General features: G+C 63.8%; 10 protein-coding genes. 2 read left to right on the top strand and 8 right to left on the bottom strand.

Annotated elements, in window-relative coordinates:
• Window positions 1-111 precede the first annotated feature (111 nt).
• Window positions 112-1,350 carry a dGTP triphosphohydrolase gene (dgt, locus tag FY036_RS10625; RefSeq protein ID WP_148914693.1) on the top strand — a complete coding sequence of 413 codons (1,239 nt, stop codon included), beginning with the start codon at window positions 112-114 and terminating at the stop codon, window positions 1,348-1,350.
• A gap of 224 nt (window positions 1,351-1,574) precedes the next feature.
• On the opposite strand, the gene parC is transcribed toward dgt, so the two are convergent.
• Window positions 1,575-3,854: a DNA topoisomerase IV subunit A gene (parC, locus tag FY036_RS10620; RefSeq protein ID WP_148914692.1), complete on the bottom strand. Its 2,280-nt coding sequence runs from the start codon at window positions 3,852-3,854 to the stop codon at window positions 1,575-1,577.
• 217 nt (window positions 3,855-4,071) lie between these two features.
• Between parC and FY036_RS10615 the strand changes: the two genes are divergently transcribed.
• Window positions 4,072-5,259, top strand: a complete 1,188-nt coding sequence (locus tag FY036_RS10615; protein WP_148914691.1) for a hypothetical protein — start codon at window positions 4,072-4,074, stop codon at window positions 5,257-5,259.
• A gap of 5 nt (window positions 5,260-5,264) precedes the next feature.
• Here FY036_RS10615 and FY036_RS10610 read toward each other — a convergent pair whose 3' ends face one another.
• The 7 genes from FY036_RS10610 to FY036_RS10580 form a co-directional block, all read right to left on the bottom strand.
• On the bottom strand, window positions 5,265-5,936 hold the full coding sequence (locus tag FY036_RS10610; protein ID WP_161601124.1) for a pyroglutamyl-peptidase I family protein: 672 nt from the start codon (window positions 5,934-5,936) through the stop codon (window positions 5,265-5,267).
• A gap of 95 nt (window positions 5,937-6,031) precedes the next feature.
• The gene (locus tag FY036_RS10605; protein WP_148914689.1) at window positions 6,032-7,090 is read right to left on the bottom strand and encodes a glycosyltransferase family 4 protein; all 1,059 of its coding nucleotides are present in this window, start codon (window positions 7,088-7,090) and stop codon (window positions 6,032-6,034) included.
• Between the two features lie 104 nt (window positions 7,091-7,194).
• Window positions 7,195-8,982 carry an aspartate--tRNA ligase gene (gene aspS, locus FY036_RS10600; protein ID WP_148914688.1) on the bottom strand — a complete coding sequence of 596 codons (1,788 nt, stop codon included), beginning with the start codon at window positions 8,980-8,982 and terminating at the stop codon, window positions 7,195-7,197.
• A gap of 131 nt (window positions 8,983-9,113) precedes the next feature.
• Entirely contained in the window at window positions 9,114-9,950 is an 837-nt protein-coding gene (locus FY036_RS10595; RefSeq protein ID WP_148914687.1) for a DUF1194 domain-containing protein, read from the bottom strand.
• A gap of 134 nt (window positions 9,951-10,084) precedes the next feature.
• The gene (locus FY036_RS10590) at window positions 10,085-12,646 is read right to left on the bottom strand and encodes a GcvT family protein (protein ID WP_148914686.1); all 2,562 of its coding nucleotides are present in this window, start codon (window positions 12,644-12,646) and stop codon (window positions 10,085-10,087) included.
• A 133-nt stretch (window positions 12,647-12,779) separates the two neighbouring features.
• Window positions 12,780-13,046, bottom strand: a complete 267-nt coding sequence (locus FY036_RS10585; protein ID WP_148914685.1) for a hypothetical protein — start codon at window positions 13,044-13,046, stop codon at window positions 12,780-12,782.
• A 104-nt stretch (window positions 13,047-13,150) separates the two neighbouring features.
• Window positions 13,151-15,508, bottom strand: coding sequence for a mechanosensitive ion channel family protein (locus tag FY036_RS10580; RefSeq protein ID WP_161601123.1), 2,358 nt, complete (start codon window positions 15,506-15,508; stop codon window positions 13,151-13,153).
• Between the last annotated feature and the right edge of the window lie 131 nt (window positions 15,509-15,639).

Below are 15,639 nucleotides of genomic sequence, written 5' to 3'. Positions count from 1 at the left end.
GCTTCGCGACGATCTCTTCGGGCTTGTGCTTCTTCTGGGGCATTCCAACGTCCTCTCTATCGGCCAAATAGCCTACTTCAGGGAGGACCACTTTTCAGGAGGCAGGCCAGTTTGAATGCCACAGAGTCTGCATTCAAATCGAAAGATGCAAAAATCGAGCCCGATATCGTCGAATTTGCAGGATTGGCTCATGATTTAGGTCACCCGCCATTCGGGCACAATGGCGAAGAAGCTCTCGACGAAAGCATGCGGTGTTATGGTGGGTTTGAAGGCAATGCGCAAAGTTTGCGTATTGTCGCTCGACTTGAGAAAAAGAGCACACTCCGACAAGTTGATGGAACCCTCAAGCCATTTGATGCAAACGGCGACGATCTTCGCTGCGGACTAAACTTGACCTATCGAAGTATGGCAGCGCTCCTGAAGTACGACAAACCGATACCAGAACGCGACGCAGATCGAGAAAAACCTGGGTCAATCGTCAAGGGTTACTATAGAGAAGACATAAACTTAGTAAACGACATAAAGCAGAAGGTACTTGGCACAAACTCTTTCATCGGAAAATTCAAGACAATCGAATGTTCGATTATGGATATAGCCGATGATATAGCGTACTCAACGTACGACCTTGAAGACAACTTCAAGGCTGGTTTGTTGACGCCCATGGGACTTTTTGCCCTCGACGACGAGGTGTATGAGGAAGTTGCAAAAACCATCGCACGACGATCGCGCGATCAGTACCCCGACATTGAAATAGACGATCTAATAGATGCAGACCTTGTTAAACGTATATTGTTTCACGTTTTTGAGGACATTCTTTTTGGGGTCGATGAAAACACAAAGAAACTAGTTCGCGGGAGAGAAACCAGTTGGAGCACAAAGAAGATGCTTGTGGCGGCAGAAGTGCAGGCCTTATCTCGCAAGCTTGCAAGTGACGGATACCAACGTGTGCAATTCACATCCCAGCTTGTTCAGACGTTTTTAACAAATCTTGAGGTCATCGAGCATAACGACTTCCCCCAATTGCACAATGTGCGATTAAAATTTCCCGCCTTCTTACATGTCGAAGTTCTAAAAAACATTACTTACAGCGCGATAATTAAATCTCCTCGCCTTCAAGTTGTCGAATATAGGGGAAAGGATATAATAAAAGGAATATTTAACGCCCTAAAGGCCCCTGATGGGGCACGCCTATTGCCGGATGACTTCAAAGCAATGTGCTTTGGCGGGACAGAACTGCGACGAATGCGTGCGATATGTGACTTTATCGCCGGCATGACGGATCGCTATGCACTTGAGTTTCATGGCCGCCTTTACGGTGCAAATCATATATCAATTCACAAACCCCTGTAATGAAAAGCGGTCTAGCGAAGTATAATTCGCGCATCTAATAGATCGCCGACTGCGACGATCGCTTTCGTCGCCAAGACGGCATTGATGAGCGGCCATGTCTTTTCGATTTCCGAATGCCCCTTGTCCGCACAACCGCCTCATTGCAGTAACGCAGCAAGTCTCGTCTAGGCCCCTAAACAGCCGATGCACAGCTCGGACAAATAGCCAATCCCGCCGTTTCCGTTCTAAAACCGCCCCGATCTCGGGAACCCCTTCGGCACCATCCGTCCGGCGCTCGCGCGTGCGCCGAGCCATTCGGTCAGTTCGTCCTTCGTCTTGGTGAAGGTGCGGTCGGCGGAGTCGGTCCATAACAATCCGGTTTCGATCGCGAAGGGTTTGACGTCCGAGACGCCGCCGTCCTTGTATTTCTGCAGGCGCACGCCCTTGCCGCGGGTGAGTTCGGGCACGTCTGCCAGCGGGAAGACCAGCAGCTTGCGGTTCTCGCCGACGATGGCGACGTGGTCGCCGGCGACGGGGACGCAGAGCTTGGCCTCGTCGGGCGACTTGACGTTCATCACCTGCTTGCCCTTGCGGGTGTTGGCGACGACCTCGCTTTCGGGCACGACGAAGCCGTTGCCCTGATGAGAGGCCAGAAGCAGCTTGCGGCCGGGCTCGTGCACGAAGGCGGTGACTATGTCCTGGTCGTTTTCCATATCGACCATGATGCGGATCGGCTCGCCATGGCCGCGCCCGCCGGGCAGGCGGTCGGCGCCGATGGTGTAGAACTTGCCGCCCGTGGTGAAGACGAGGATCTTGTCGGTGGTCTGCGCGCGGAAGGCGAGCTTGAGCTTGTCGCCCTCCTTGAAGGTGAGGCCCTCGAAATCGGCCAGATGGCCCTTCATGGCGCGCAGCCAGCCCTTTTCCGACACGATGACGGTGACGGGCTCGCGCTCGATCATCGCTTGGGCGATGTGCTCCTCGTCGTGGTCGGGCGCGTCGGCGAACTGGGTGCGGCGGCGACCAAGCTCGGTATGCGAGCCGAACTTGTCGCGCTGCTTCTCGACCTCCCAGCGGATGGTCTTCCACTGCTTCGCATCGGAGGCCAGAAGCGCGTCGATCCCGGCCTTCTCGGCGGTGAGCGCGTCGAACTCCTTGCGGATCTCGAACTCCTCAAGCTTGCGCAAGGCGCGCAGGCGCATGTTGAGGATCGATTCGGCCTGAAGGTCGGTCAGGTCCCAGCGCGCCATCATCACGGGCTTGGGCTCGTCCTCCTCGCGGATGATGCGGATGACCTCGTCGATGTTGAGATAGGCGACGAGGTAGCCGCCGAGCACCTCCAGCCGGCGCATGATCTCGGCCAGCCGATGGCGCGAGCGGCGCACAAGCACCTCCTTGCGGTGCTCCAGCCACTCCTGCAGCACCTGCCTGAGCGACATGACGCCGGGCACCTTGCCGCGCGACAGCACGTTCATGTTGAGCGGGAAGCGGCTTTCGAGCTCGGTGAGCTTGAACAGCGATTCCATCAGGATCGCGGGGTCGACGGTGCGGCTCTTGGGCACCAGCACGAGGCGGATGTCCTCCGCGCTCTCGTCGCGCACGTCGTCGAGCAGCGGCAGGCGGCGGGCCAGAAGCAGCTCGGCGATCTTCTCGATGAGGCGCGATTTCTGCACGCCGTAGGGGATCTCGGTGACGACGATCTGCCAGACGCCCCTGCCCTGATCCTCCTGATGCCAGCGCGAGCGCACGCGGAACGAGCCGCGGCCTGTCTTGTAGGCTTCGAGGATGGCGTCGAAACTGTCGACCACGATGCCGCCGGTGGGGAAATCCGGCCCGCGCACCATGTTCTCGTCGGGGTCTTCCGCCGGCTCGCGGGTCATCAGATCCTCGACCTCGGCGGCCGGGTTGTCGATGAGATGCAGGGCGGCCTTGCACAGCTCGGCGGCGTTGTGCGGCGGGATGGAGGTGGCCATGCCGACCGCGATGCCCGACGAGCCGTTGGCCAGAAGGTTGGGGAACGCGCCCGGCAGGACGACGGGTTCCTCGTCCTCCTCGTTGTAGGTGAGGCGGAAGTCGACCGCGTCCTCGGTGATGCCTTCCAGAAGGGCCGTGGCCACCTCGGTCATGCGCGCTTCGGTGTAGCGCATGGCGGCCGCATTATCGCCGTCGATGTTGCCGAAATTGCCCTGCCCGTCGACCAGCGGATAGCGAACGGAGAAGGACTGCGCCAGGCGCACCAGCGCGTCGTAGATCGACTGGTCGCCGTGCGGGTGGAATTTGCCCATCACCTCGCCGACGATGCGGGCGCACTTGGCGAAGCCCTGCTCGGGGTTGAGCCGCAGCAGCCGCATGGCGTGCATGATGCGCCGGTGCACGGGCTTCAGCCCGTCGCGCACATCCGGCAGCGCGCGGTGCATGATGGTCGACAGCGCATAGGCGAGGTAGCGCTCCTCGAGCGCCTTGCGCAGATCGACCGGCTCTATGTGGTCACCCCCGCCGGAGCCGGGCGGAACAAGCTCTTTTCCCATGGATTCGGGTTAATGGAGCCGGTGATTCGGGGCAAGCCGCAATCGGAGCGCGGGCGGCGATGCGACGCGGCGTTTACGGCCGGATAACCGTGGCGTGACTTCCGTTTGCGTTCGCGTTGAAATAAACCCAACATGCCGCGAAGTCATATTTCGAACTTGATCCCGATTGAACTGAATTAAAGGCCGGGCAAGCAACGCAATGTCCAAGGAACGTTACATGCATGTGATTCAAAAGCACTTTCGACTGTTTGCAGCCTGCGCGGCGCTGACCGCCATGCCGCTATCGGGCGCGCTGGCGCAGACCGCCGAGGAAGCCGCCGAGCGCTTCAAGGCGCTGATGGTGGTGCAGGGCTTCACGATCGAGTGGGACAGCGTGGACGCGAGCGGCGACGACGCCACGCTCAACGGCGTGCGCGCGACGCTCGCGGGACAGGACGAATCGTTTCCCATCGGCACGATCGAAATGACGGGCATCTCGCAGTTCGACGAAGGCTTCCGGGTCGAGCAGATCGATTTCGAGGATTTCGAGGCCGCCGACGACCGGGGCTCGTTCACCATGGAAGGCATGTCGATGTCGGGCGTGATCCTGCCCGACGAGGCGCATGTCGACGGCTATGGCGGCTCGCTCTACTACGACAATGCGAGCGTCGACAGCATGACCGCGACGGTGGACGGCACGGAAATCTTCACGCTGACGGCCGCCGCCGTCGAGCTGACGCCGCCGAACACCGGCGCGGCGATGGACTTCACCGGCTCGGTCGAGAACTTCACGCTCGACCTGTCCTTCATCGAGGACGCGCAGCAGAAGGCCGTCATCCAGGCGCTGGGCTACGAACAGCTCGAGGGCTCGATGGCGATGGCGGGTAGCTGGAACCCGGCCGACGGCGCGCTGATGCTGACGCAGAACGACTTCACCATCGACGATCTGGGCACGCTCGGCATCTCGATGAACATGGCGGGCTACACGACCGAGTTCATCGCGTCGCTGCGCGCGCTGCAGGAGCAGATGGCGGAAAACCCGGATGCGGACAGCTCGGTGCAGGGGTTGGCCATGCTGGGCCTGATGCAGCAGCTTTCGTTCAACCGCGCGGAGATCGCGTTCGACGACGATTCGCTCACCGGCCGGGTGCTGGAGTTCCTCGCCGGCCAGCAGGGCGCGTCGCCGGCCACCATCGCCAGCCAGGCGAAGGCGATCCTGCCCTTCGCGCTGGCGCAACTGGGCGATCCGGACTTCACGGCAAGCGCCACGCGCGCGGTGTCGAGCTTCCTCGACGACCCGCAGAGCATCCGCATCGTGGCCGCGCCCTCGCAGGACGTGCCGCTCGCGCTGATCGCGGCAGAGGCGATGAGCGCGCCGCAGGGGCTCATCAAGACGCTGGGCGTCACGATTTCGGCGAACGACTGATCCCCTCACAGAAAGCCCGGCTCAGCCGGGCTTTCTTCTTGGCCGCTCTCGGCCCATGCCGCCGCACAGGCGCCGATGGCGATGCGGGCGCCGGCGACCAGATCGTCGATGCCCATGGCGGTAGCGTTGTCCGGTTCAGCCTCCTTCAGCGGCGGGACGTGGATGAAGCCCGTCATCAGCGGCCGCAGCCCGTCGCACGCATGGGCGGCCGACAGCGTGAACACCGTGTTGCAGAGATAACCGCCCGCATCGTCGGACCACTCGACGGGCAGGCCCGCCTTACGGAGCCCGTCGGCTATGCGGTCCAGCGGCAGGGTGGAAGGCAGCGTCTCGGGGCCGGCACAGACCTGCGCGGCGACAGGCATGGCGCCCGACTGGTCGGGCCGGGCATGGGCGTGGCTGTTTCGCGCAACCCGCTCCAGCCGGAAGCCCGCGCATTCGCGTGCAAGGCCGAAATGGATCGCGATGTCGGGCATGAACTCTCGACCGATGGCGGAGAGCCTGCCGGCGATGGTCTCGTATTCGACCGCCAGAACCTCGGCGCGGAACGCCTCGATCCCCTCGCCTTGCGGCGGGTCGTCCCTCAGGATGCCCGCCAGCGCTTCGGTGGGGTTAACCGGCGCGCCCGGAAAGACGGAAAAACCTGTGACGAGAATGCGGGCGGGACGGTTTGTCATGGCACAGTATGAGCGAGCAGGCATGGGATCGGCAATCGGCAATCGGAATTGTACGAGCAGATGCGCGGCATCGCGTCAAAGCTGAGGCGGAATATTCAGGCAGCCGCCTCTACTTCCGGGCCCAGACAGGCGGTCGCGATACGCGGGGCGATGTCGGCGAAGGTGGCATCCCAGCCAGGCAGGGACGAGCCGAAGGCGAAGGCGAGGTCGCTGAGACGGCCCTGCCCTGCCCCGTCGTCGAGCACGCCGTCGATGATACGAGCGAAGGCCGCCGCGTCGTCGTCGGGCGCGAGCATGACCGCCTCTCCCGCCCAGCCGGCCACGGCGCCCGACGCGGTGGTGACCACCGGCACGCCATGACGCAGCGCTTCGGACACCGCCATGCCGTAGCCTTCGTAGAGCGACGCGGCGACGTAGAGGCCGCTGCGGTTCCACTCATCCGCCAACGCGCCGTCCTCGATCGCGCCCGCGAGGTGGATGCGGGCGGCGAGGCCCGCACCGTCGATGACGCTGCGAAGGGCTGCGACATGGTCGGGATCGCGTTCGAGATCGCCGACGATGGTCCAGTGCCAGTCTGCCGAGCGGAGGCGAGAGGCGACCTCGACCAGATAGGGATAGCGCTTGCGCGCGACCGCCGCGCCTACCGTGAGGATGCGCCGCGACTTAGCTGAAGGGCCGGATGCGCGAGGCACGATGTCGTTGCCGGGCGCGGCCAGAACGAGGCGAGACGGCGCGACGCCGTGGTGACCGACGGCATAGGCCGCCGTTTCGTCGGACGTGACGATGACGGCATCGCACATCGCCAGACACCGCCGCTCCTCCTCCGCGTCGGGATGCACGCCATTGGCCTCATCCTCGATGGTGGTCGAGTGATGGAAGATGGCGGCCAGCGAAAACTGCCGGTCGGCGAGTTGGGGGATGAGCTGCGCGACGTGAAGATGGTCGCTGACCAGGATCGAGTCGGGCGGAAGGGCCGCGAACCCGGCCGCCAGCCGTGCGGCGTCCTGTTCCCCGATCGAGGGGAAGGCAACAGGCACGACGATCTCGGTGAAGGTGTCCGCCTGCGCGGCAAGGGCGGCCGCCAGCCGGGTGTTGTAGACCCACCCGCCAGAACGTCGAGCATAATCCGCGCTACGCAGATGGACGATCCGCACCGCCCGACCCCTCAGCCATTTTCGCCACCGCTATGTGATGCAAAGCAGACGAAAATGGCAAGTGCCACGGCGGGCGGGCCGTGGCGGGTTGCGAAGCCGGACGCTCAGTCCTTCTTTGGCGGATTGACGCGCAGGCCAAGCTCGCGAAGCTGCTGGGGCGTCGCCTCGGACGGCGCGTTCATCAGCAAATCCTGCGCCTGCTGGTTCATCGGGAACATGGTGATCTCGCGCAGGTTCTTTGCGCCCACGAGCAACATCACGATGCGGTCGATGCCGGCGGCCATGCCCCCATGCGGCGGGGCGCCATACTGGAAGGCGCGGTAGAGGCCGCCGAAGCGCTCCTCGACCGTCTCGCGCGACAGGCCGACCATCTCGAAAGCCTTGACCATGGTTTCGGGCAGATGGTTGCGGATGCCGCCCGATGCGATCTCGAAGCCGTTGCAGACCATGTCATACTGGAACGCCTTGAGCGCCAGCGGATCGTCGCCCTGCAAACCTTCCATGCCACCCTGCGGCATCGAGAACGGGTTGTGGGCGAAGTCGATCTTCTTCTCGTCCTCGTTCCACTCGAAGAACGGGAAATCGACGATCCAGCACAGTTCGAAGCGGTCGCGGTCGACGAGGTTCAGCTCCTCGCCGGCGCGGGTGCGAGCAGCACCTGCGAACGAGACGAACTTCTTCGGGTCGCCGGCGACGAAGAAACAGGCGTCGCCGTCTTCAAGACCGAGCTGCTGACGAACGGCTTCGGTGCGCTCCTCGCCAATGTTCTTGGCGATGGGACCGGCGCCCTCGAGCTTGTCGCCTTCCTTGCGCCAGAAGATGTAACCGAGGCCCGGCTGACCCTCGCCCTGCGCCCATGAGTTCATGCGGTCGCAGAATGCGCGGCTGCCGCCGGTCTTTGCCGGAATCGCCCAGACTTCGGCTTTCGGGTCATTGGCGAGAATGTTGGCGAACACCTTGAAGCCGGAACCGGCGAAATGCTCCGACACGGCTTCCATGACGATGGGGTTGCGCAGGTCCGGCTTGTCGGAGCCGTATTTGCGCATGGCTTCGTCGTAGGCGATGCGCGGGAATTTCTGCGTCACCGGCTTGCCGGCCGCGAACGTCTCGAACACGCCGCGCAGGACCGGCTCCATGGTGGAGAGCACGTCTTCCTGCTCCACGAAGCTCATCTCGAGGTCGAGCTGGTAGAACTCACCCGGCAGGCGGTCGGCGCGCGGGTCCTCGTCGCGGAAGCAGGGCGCGATCTGGAAATAGCGGTCGAAGCCCGAGACCATGATGAGCTGCTTGTAGATCTGCGGCGCCTGCGGCAGCGCGTAGAACTTGCCCTGATGGATGCGCGACGGCACCAGGAAGTCGCGCGCGCCTTCCGGCGAGGAAGCCGTCAGGATCGGCGTCGAATATTCGGTGAAACCGACATCGGCCATGCGTTTGCGCATCTCGGCGATGATCTTGGTGCGCTGGAGGATGTTGCGGTGGAGCGTGTCGCGCCGCAGGTCGAGGAAGCGGTATTTAAGGCGGATGTCTTCCGGGTAGTCCGGCTCGCCGAAGACCGGCAGCGGCAGCTCCCTGGCCGAGGAGAGCACTTCCATGTCCTTCGCGAAAATCTCGATCTCGCCGGTGGGCAGGTTGGCGTTGACGGTCTCGGCGGTGCGCGCCTTGACCTCGCCGTCGACGCGGAGGACCCACTCGCCGCGCACGGTCTCGGCCGTCTTGAAGCAGGGCGAATCGGGATCGGCGACGATCTGCGTCAGGCCGTAATGGTCGCGAAGGTCGATGAACAGCAGGCCGCCATGGTCGCGCACGCGATGAACCCAGCCCGAAAGCCGGACGGACTGGCCGACATCGGCCTTTCTCAACTGTGCGCAGGTGTGGCTGCGGTAACGATGCATGGGGAAGTCTTTCGATTGTGCGAGGCTTAAAAGCGGGCGCGCGCGGCGACCCTGAAATTCGCGCGGAAAAGCGCATGGGAGGCGCGATTTGTCAAGGTAAGGCGGGATCGGGGGTGACGCGGGTGGTCAGGTCAGCGGTTGTCCCACATCCACGAGCGGTCGCGCCACATCTTCTCGCCGATCTCGCAATCGGCATCGTCGCGCGCCTGCGCGAGGTGGACGGGCATGCCCTGCCGCAAATCCTGCGGCTGCGGGCCGCCGGCAAGCTCCAGCACCAGCTTGCGGCGCACGGCCTCGGGAAACTGGGTCCAGTCGTTGACCGGAATCATGAAAGCGCCCGGCCCGCCGATGACGCAATGCTGGTAGTAGAGATCGAGATTGGCGAGATCGTAGACGCTGGAAAAGCCGCCGCTGGTCATCAGCGGCAGGCCGTTGATGGTGATGCCCTGCTCCACCAGCGCGTCGCGCGCCGGCGACACGAGCCCGCCCTGGTTGTTGGGCCCGTCGCCGGAAATGTCGACCACGCGCTTGAGGCCGCGATGGGGACTTTCGGCGAACATGTCGCCGGCAAAGGCGAGCGCGCCGGAAATGGAGGTTCGGCGCGCGCTGTTGGGCGGATGAAGGGTGAGCTGCTCTGCCACCGCCTCGGCTTCCTGCAGATTGGTGATGATGGTCCACGGCACCACGATGTGCTGCACCGTCGCGCCGGCCCACTCGACATAGGCGAGCGCGATCCTGCCGTGGACGCCATCCTGTATGGCGCGGATGACCTGCTCGTGGGTGAGAGCCGCGGCATAGCCGTCGCGCTGGATGGCAAGCTCGCCCGGAGACATGGAAAGCGACACGTCGACCGCGAGGATCAGCTCGACATCGACCACCTCGGCGGTTGCCGCCGTGGGCACGGCGCCAGCCATCGCCAGCACCAGGGCGGCCTGCAACGCAAGCCTTGGTTGCGGAGCACGTGACATGACGCAAGGTTACGGGAAATGCCACGCTTGAAAAGCGAGGCCCGGCGCAAACCGGGCCTTTTCCAATCACGATTTCGGGAACGCGGTGCGTCCTTCGACAAGCTCAGGATGAGGGCCGCAGGTGCAATGGTGCGTCAGCTGCGCGGTTTCAGGTTCTCCGGGTCGTAGAGGGGCCGGTAGCCGACGGCGGCGACTTCGACGGGGAAGGTCTGGCTGAAATATTCTACCTGGAGCGCGCGGCCTTCCTGCGCGTAGGCGTGAGGCAGGTAGGCGAGAGCGATGTTCCTGCCGAGCGTCGGGCCATAGGCGACGGAGGTGGTGTAGGAGCGACGGCCCAGTTCGTCCACCAGCGTCTCGCCCGTCTCAGGGTCGATCACCGGCATGGAGCCGACCGGATAACGCGCGACGCCGGCGGCATCGACATTGTCGGTGAAGACCAGCGTGCACAGCATGGCGGGCTGGTGCGCACGCGCCTTGTATTCCAGATGCTTCGCCTTGCCGCGGAAATCGGCCTCCTTGACCTTGGGACGGGCAAGGTCGGCCTCGATGAGGTTGTACTGGGTCAGAAGGTCGGCGTTCTGGAGACGCAGGCTCTTTTCCATGCGGCGCGAGTTGGCGTAAGTCTCGACGCCGAAGGGCATGACGCCGGTGGAGCGCAGCGCGTCCCAGACGGCAAGCCCGTCCTCGTAGCGCATGTGAAGCTCCCAGCCCTGCTCGCCGACATAGGAGATGCGGAAGGCGGTGACGTCCCTGCGGGCGATGCGGATCGGCTTGATGGCGGCGAAGGGGAAGTTTTCGACCGACAGGCCGTCGGGGTCTTCGGCCACCTTCTGCAAGGTGGTGCGGGCGTTCGGCCCCCAGATGCCGATGGTGACGAAGTTTTCCGAAACGTCGGTGATGGTGACGTCAAGGCCGCGATCCTCGGCGACGCGGCGCATGTAGTGGAAGTCGCGCGGGCCGGCATCGGCGCCGTTGACGAGGCGGCAGCGGTCCTCCATGCGGAAGACGGTGAAGTCGGCGCGCACCATGCCTTCGTCGTCGAGGAAGTGGGTGTAGATGCCCTTGCCGATATTGGCGTCGCCGCCGATCCTGGCCGCGCAGAGCCATTCGAGAAGCTCGACATGGTCGGGGCCTTCGATGTCGACCATGTGGAAGTGCGAGAGATTGACGATGCCGCAATCCTCGCTCATGGCGAGATGCTCGGCGTTGGAGACACGCCAGAAATGGCGATTGTCCCACTCGTTCTTGCGCACCGGGACGCGGTTGCCGTATTTTTCCAGCAGGTGGTCGTTGGCGGCGTAGCCGTGGGCGCGCTCCCAGCCGCCGAGCTCCATGAAGTGGCCGCCGAGTTCCTTCTCGCGCTCGTAGAAGGGCGAGCGCTTGACGTTGCGGCCCGTAGCGTATGGCTCGCGCGGGTGGATGGCGGGGAAGTAGATCTTCTGCGCGGCCTCGCGGGTGCGACCCTCGATGAAGCCTTCCTCGAGCTGGTGCGGGTAGAAGCGGGCGTAGTCGATGGAGTTGTGGTCGATCTCGGTGCGGCCGTCGGTCATCCAGTCGGCGATGAGCTTGCCGTAGCCGGGTCCGTCCTTGACCCAGATGGCGACGCAGTACCACAGCCCCCTCACCTTCTGGCTCTCGCCGCAGGACGGGCCGCCGGCGGCCGACACCTGAAGCAGGCCGTTGAAGGAATGGCTCTCATTGTAGCCGAGCTCGCCCAGGATGGGCGTCAGCTCGATGGCACGCTCCAGAGGCGCGATGATCTGCTCCATGTCGAGGTCGCGCTGGGAAGGCGACAGGCGCGCCTGGTTCTTCTCCAGCAGGTCGCGCGGGTGGCACAGGCGCGGCTCGTCGGTCTCGTAGTAGCCCCACTCGATCTGGCCGCCCTCGGTGGTCTTCGGATCGCCGGTGTCGCGCATGTAGGCCGAATTGCCCTGATCGCGCAGCAGCGGATAGCCGATCTCCTTGCCGGTGCCGGCGAACTCGTCATATGGGCCGAAGAAGGTGAGCGGGTGGTCGACCGGCATGACCGGCAAATCCTCGCCCACCATTTCCGCGATCAGCCTGCCCCAGATGCCGGCGCAGACGATGACGTGATCGGCCATGATGGTGCCGCGATGGGTGACGACGCCCTTGATGCGGCCGTTTTCGACCAGCAGCGAAGTCGCGGGCGTGTTGGCGAACGCGGTGAGCTTGCCGGTCTTCTCGGCGGCATCGACCAGCTTGCCGGCAACCGTCTGCGAGCGCGGGACGACAAGACCGGCGTCCGGGTCGAACATGCCGCCCATGACCTCATCCTGCTCGATCAGCGGGAACAGTTTCTTGATCTCTTCGGGCGTGACGAGATGGGCGCGGGTGCCGAACGCCTTGGCGGACGAGACCTTGCGCCTGATCTCCTCCATCCAGACATCATCGCCGGTGCGCGCGACCTCGAGCCCGCCGATGCGGGCGTAGTGGCCCATCTTCTCGTAGAAATCGATGGAGTACTGCGTCGTCCAGACCGACAGATAGTCGTGGCTGGTGGTGTAGCAGAAGTCGGATGCGTGGGCGGTGGAGCCGATGTCGGTGGGAATGCCGGACTTGTCGATGCCGACGATGTCGTCCCAGCCGCGTTCGATCAGATGGTGGGCGATGGACGCGCCCACGATGCCGCCGAGACCGATGATGACGACCTTTGCCCTAGCCGGAAACTCTGCCATTGCCTGCTGCTCCGCGATGATTTGCGGGCAGACTATAAGGCGGCGGCGATGCGCGGGCGAAGCCTGTTTGCGACATCGCCGGAAAGAGGCGCGACCAGCGCCGCGCCGTTGCCATCAGGGGCAGATCGGCCGGTCAGAAAATCCGGCCGACGCCGCCCTCGATCTCCAGCGTATCGGTGCCGGTAAGCACCTGCCGGTCGCCGTTGGGCAAGGTGATGAAGCAGCCGTCGGCGCAGATGTCGATGGTTTCGCCCGCACCCACGCTGACCTCGGACTGGCTGCCGCCCTCGCTGACGACCAGCGTGTGGCTCTCGCCATCCAGGTTCTTCACGGTGGCCGCCGAGGCGAACGCCACCGAAGAAAGGAAGGCTGCACCGAACGCGATAGCAAAAGTCTTCATAGCCCTGTTCCCGCCGCTTGCGGCTTCTGGCGAACGGAGATGTCCGTCCTGTCGCACACCTTATACACCATTGCATGCTGAACGGAGGCTGAACGGGTTTCCATTCAGGCGATACCCTCCGTCTTGAAGCGTTCGGCGATCTCGAACCGCAGTTCGTTGGTGAAAGCGAGCCTGCTGGTGATGTCGGGCAGCACGGCGCGGACCTCGAAATTGAGCGTCGCGCCGTCGAAGCCGGTAAACGCCACCTGCGGCTCGGGATTCTTGAGGATGCCCGGCTGCTGCCTGACGATTTCCAGCAGGAGGGCATGGACGTGGCGCGCATCGTTTTCGGAGGATGCGACCACCGGTATGTCGACGCGGCCGGTGCGGTTGCGGTGGGTCCAGTTGCCGACGGCGGCATTGATGAGCAGCGAGTTGGGCAGGATGACGGTCTGACGCTGCGAGGTCTCGACCTCGGTGGCGCGCACACTGATCTTGCGCACGGTGCCCTTGGTGCCGCTGGCCTCGATCGAATCGCCCACCTTGAAGGGGCGTTCGGCCAGCAGGATCAGCCCCGAGACGAAGTTGTTGACGATGTTCTGGAGGCCGAAGCCGATGCCCAGCGACAGCGCACCGGCGACGAGCGCGAGGTTGGACAGGTCGATGCCCGCCGCCGATATGCCGAGCAGCGCCGCAAGCGCGATGCCCGCATAGCCGACCGCGGTGCTGATGGAGTTGCGCACGCCGGCATCGACCCGCCCGCGCGCCATGACCTTGCCGTCGAGCCAGCGCTGGAATCCTCTGGTGGCGACGTAGCCAACGAGGAAAATGAAGATGCCCGTGAGAATGCCGATGATGGAGATCGAGATGGACCCGATCCTGATCTCCGTCATCATGTTGTAGGTCCACGACTGGATGTCGCCCCACTGGAAGCCCCATTGCAGGAAAATCAGCGGGATGCCGATGCCGAGAACGAGGACGTTGATGAGGACCGAGAAGAGCAGGCCGAGCTGGTCTTCCGTCGTCTCATCGAAGTTGAAGCGCTTGTCGAGCCTCTTGCCGAAGCCCGTGTTGATGAAGCCGCCCTCCTCCGAAATCGCGCCGGCCGAAAGGTAGCCGATATACATCGTCGCGAGTATCGCGCCGGTGACGACGATCTGCTGGGCGATGAAGCGCGCAAGGCCGATATAGCCCAGCAGAGCGGAGACGACCGTGACGCCGCCGAGGATGAGGATGGCTGCGCGGAACAGCGGGCTCCACCCGCGCGCGTTGCCGGCCTCGTCGGTAAACGGCCGCTGCAGCCCGATGACGATGATGAGCACGCCGACGATAATGGTGGCAAAGAAGCTCTTTGCGACGGTGAGCGACAGCGGCGAGGCCATCACCTCCGTGACCTTGCTGGTGACGAAATCCAGCCCCGATACAAGCGCCGTCAGGCAGACCAGCCAGAACAGCACGCGCGCGGTGCTCGTCCTGACGGGCAGCAATCGCCACTCCGGCAGGCGGGGAGAAAAGACCGCCGCAGCCAGCCGGTAGATGAAGAACACCGTTGCGATGACATTGAACAGCGTGACCATGAGCTGGGCGATGTCTCGCCGCAGTAGGCCGTAATAGTTGAAGAAGAAGTAGGTGGCCGCGAGGAACACGGCCACGGCAGCCGAGGGCAGCAGGGTCGACCAGAACGCCACCGACAGGCGGCTGAGATATGAGGGCTGCTCGACGGTGGGGTCCGGCGAATAGAGCGTGCCCAGCAGCCTGCGCCCGCCGATGAGCAGGATCGAGGCGGCAAGCAGCGCGTAGAACGTGGCGGCAAGAACGGCCGACAGCTTGAAATTGATGAGGAACCGGCCCCACGACGAAAGGGCGTTGGTGAGCTTTCGGTTTTCGGCCGCCAGATCGTCCACGACGCGCGGGGAGATCGCGACCGAGATGTCGTAGCGCCGCGACAGCGTGTTGGCGAACAGGTCGCGACGGATGCGCACGATCTCCTCGACCATGCCGTTGACGCGCAGAGACAGCGTTTCGGCCTGCCCGAGCAGCGCGTTGATATCGGCCTTTTCGTCTATGAGGCTCTGGCGCTCCGCCGTCAGGGCCGGCGGTTCGGGCGCTTCGCCGTCGGCACGTGGCGGGCCGATCTCGTCCAGCCGGTTGTTGATGGCCGTCAGACGGGGACGGAACGCGACGCCGCTGGCAAGCAGCTCGCGCGACAGTTCCTCCAGCGCATTGCGCACCTCGACCAGTATCGCGTCGTCCTGCGCCCCGGACTGCATCCTGCGGGCAAGCTGGTCGGCCTGTTTTTCGATGTTGCCGATCCTGTCGCGCTGCTGGGCGACGACCTCCGGCCCCGCCCCGCGCGCCGTGGCGATGCGCGTATCGTCGGCCGCCGTCTGCGACAGGACCGGCGACGACAGTGCGAGCACCGCCGCCATGACCAGAAGCACACGAGAAAGCAGACGCGAAAGGCGATGGACCGGCTGCATCATGCGCGGCGGGATTTCCGTTGAAAGGTTGGCGGCCATTGATAGGCGAGCGCGGCGGACGCGGCAAGACGGCCATGAGGAGAGACGAGAGGTCGGCGGGGCGAAAGCCCATGGCGCAAAATTTGCCTTGGCGA

Origin of the sequence: Neoaquamicrobium microcysteis, from assembly GCF_008180155.1 — a bacterium.
Lineage (GTDB): Bacteria > Pseudomonadota > Alphaproteobacteria > Rhizobiales > Rhizobiaceae > Aerobium > Aerobium microcysteis.
Note: the sequence above shows the minus strand (reverse complement) of the source record. Positions and strands in the feature narration are given on the sequence as shown.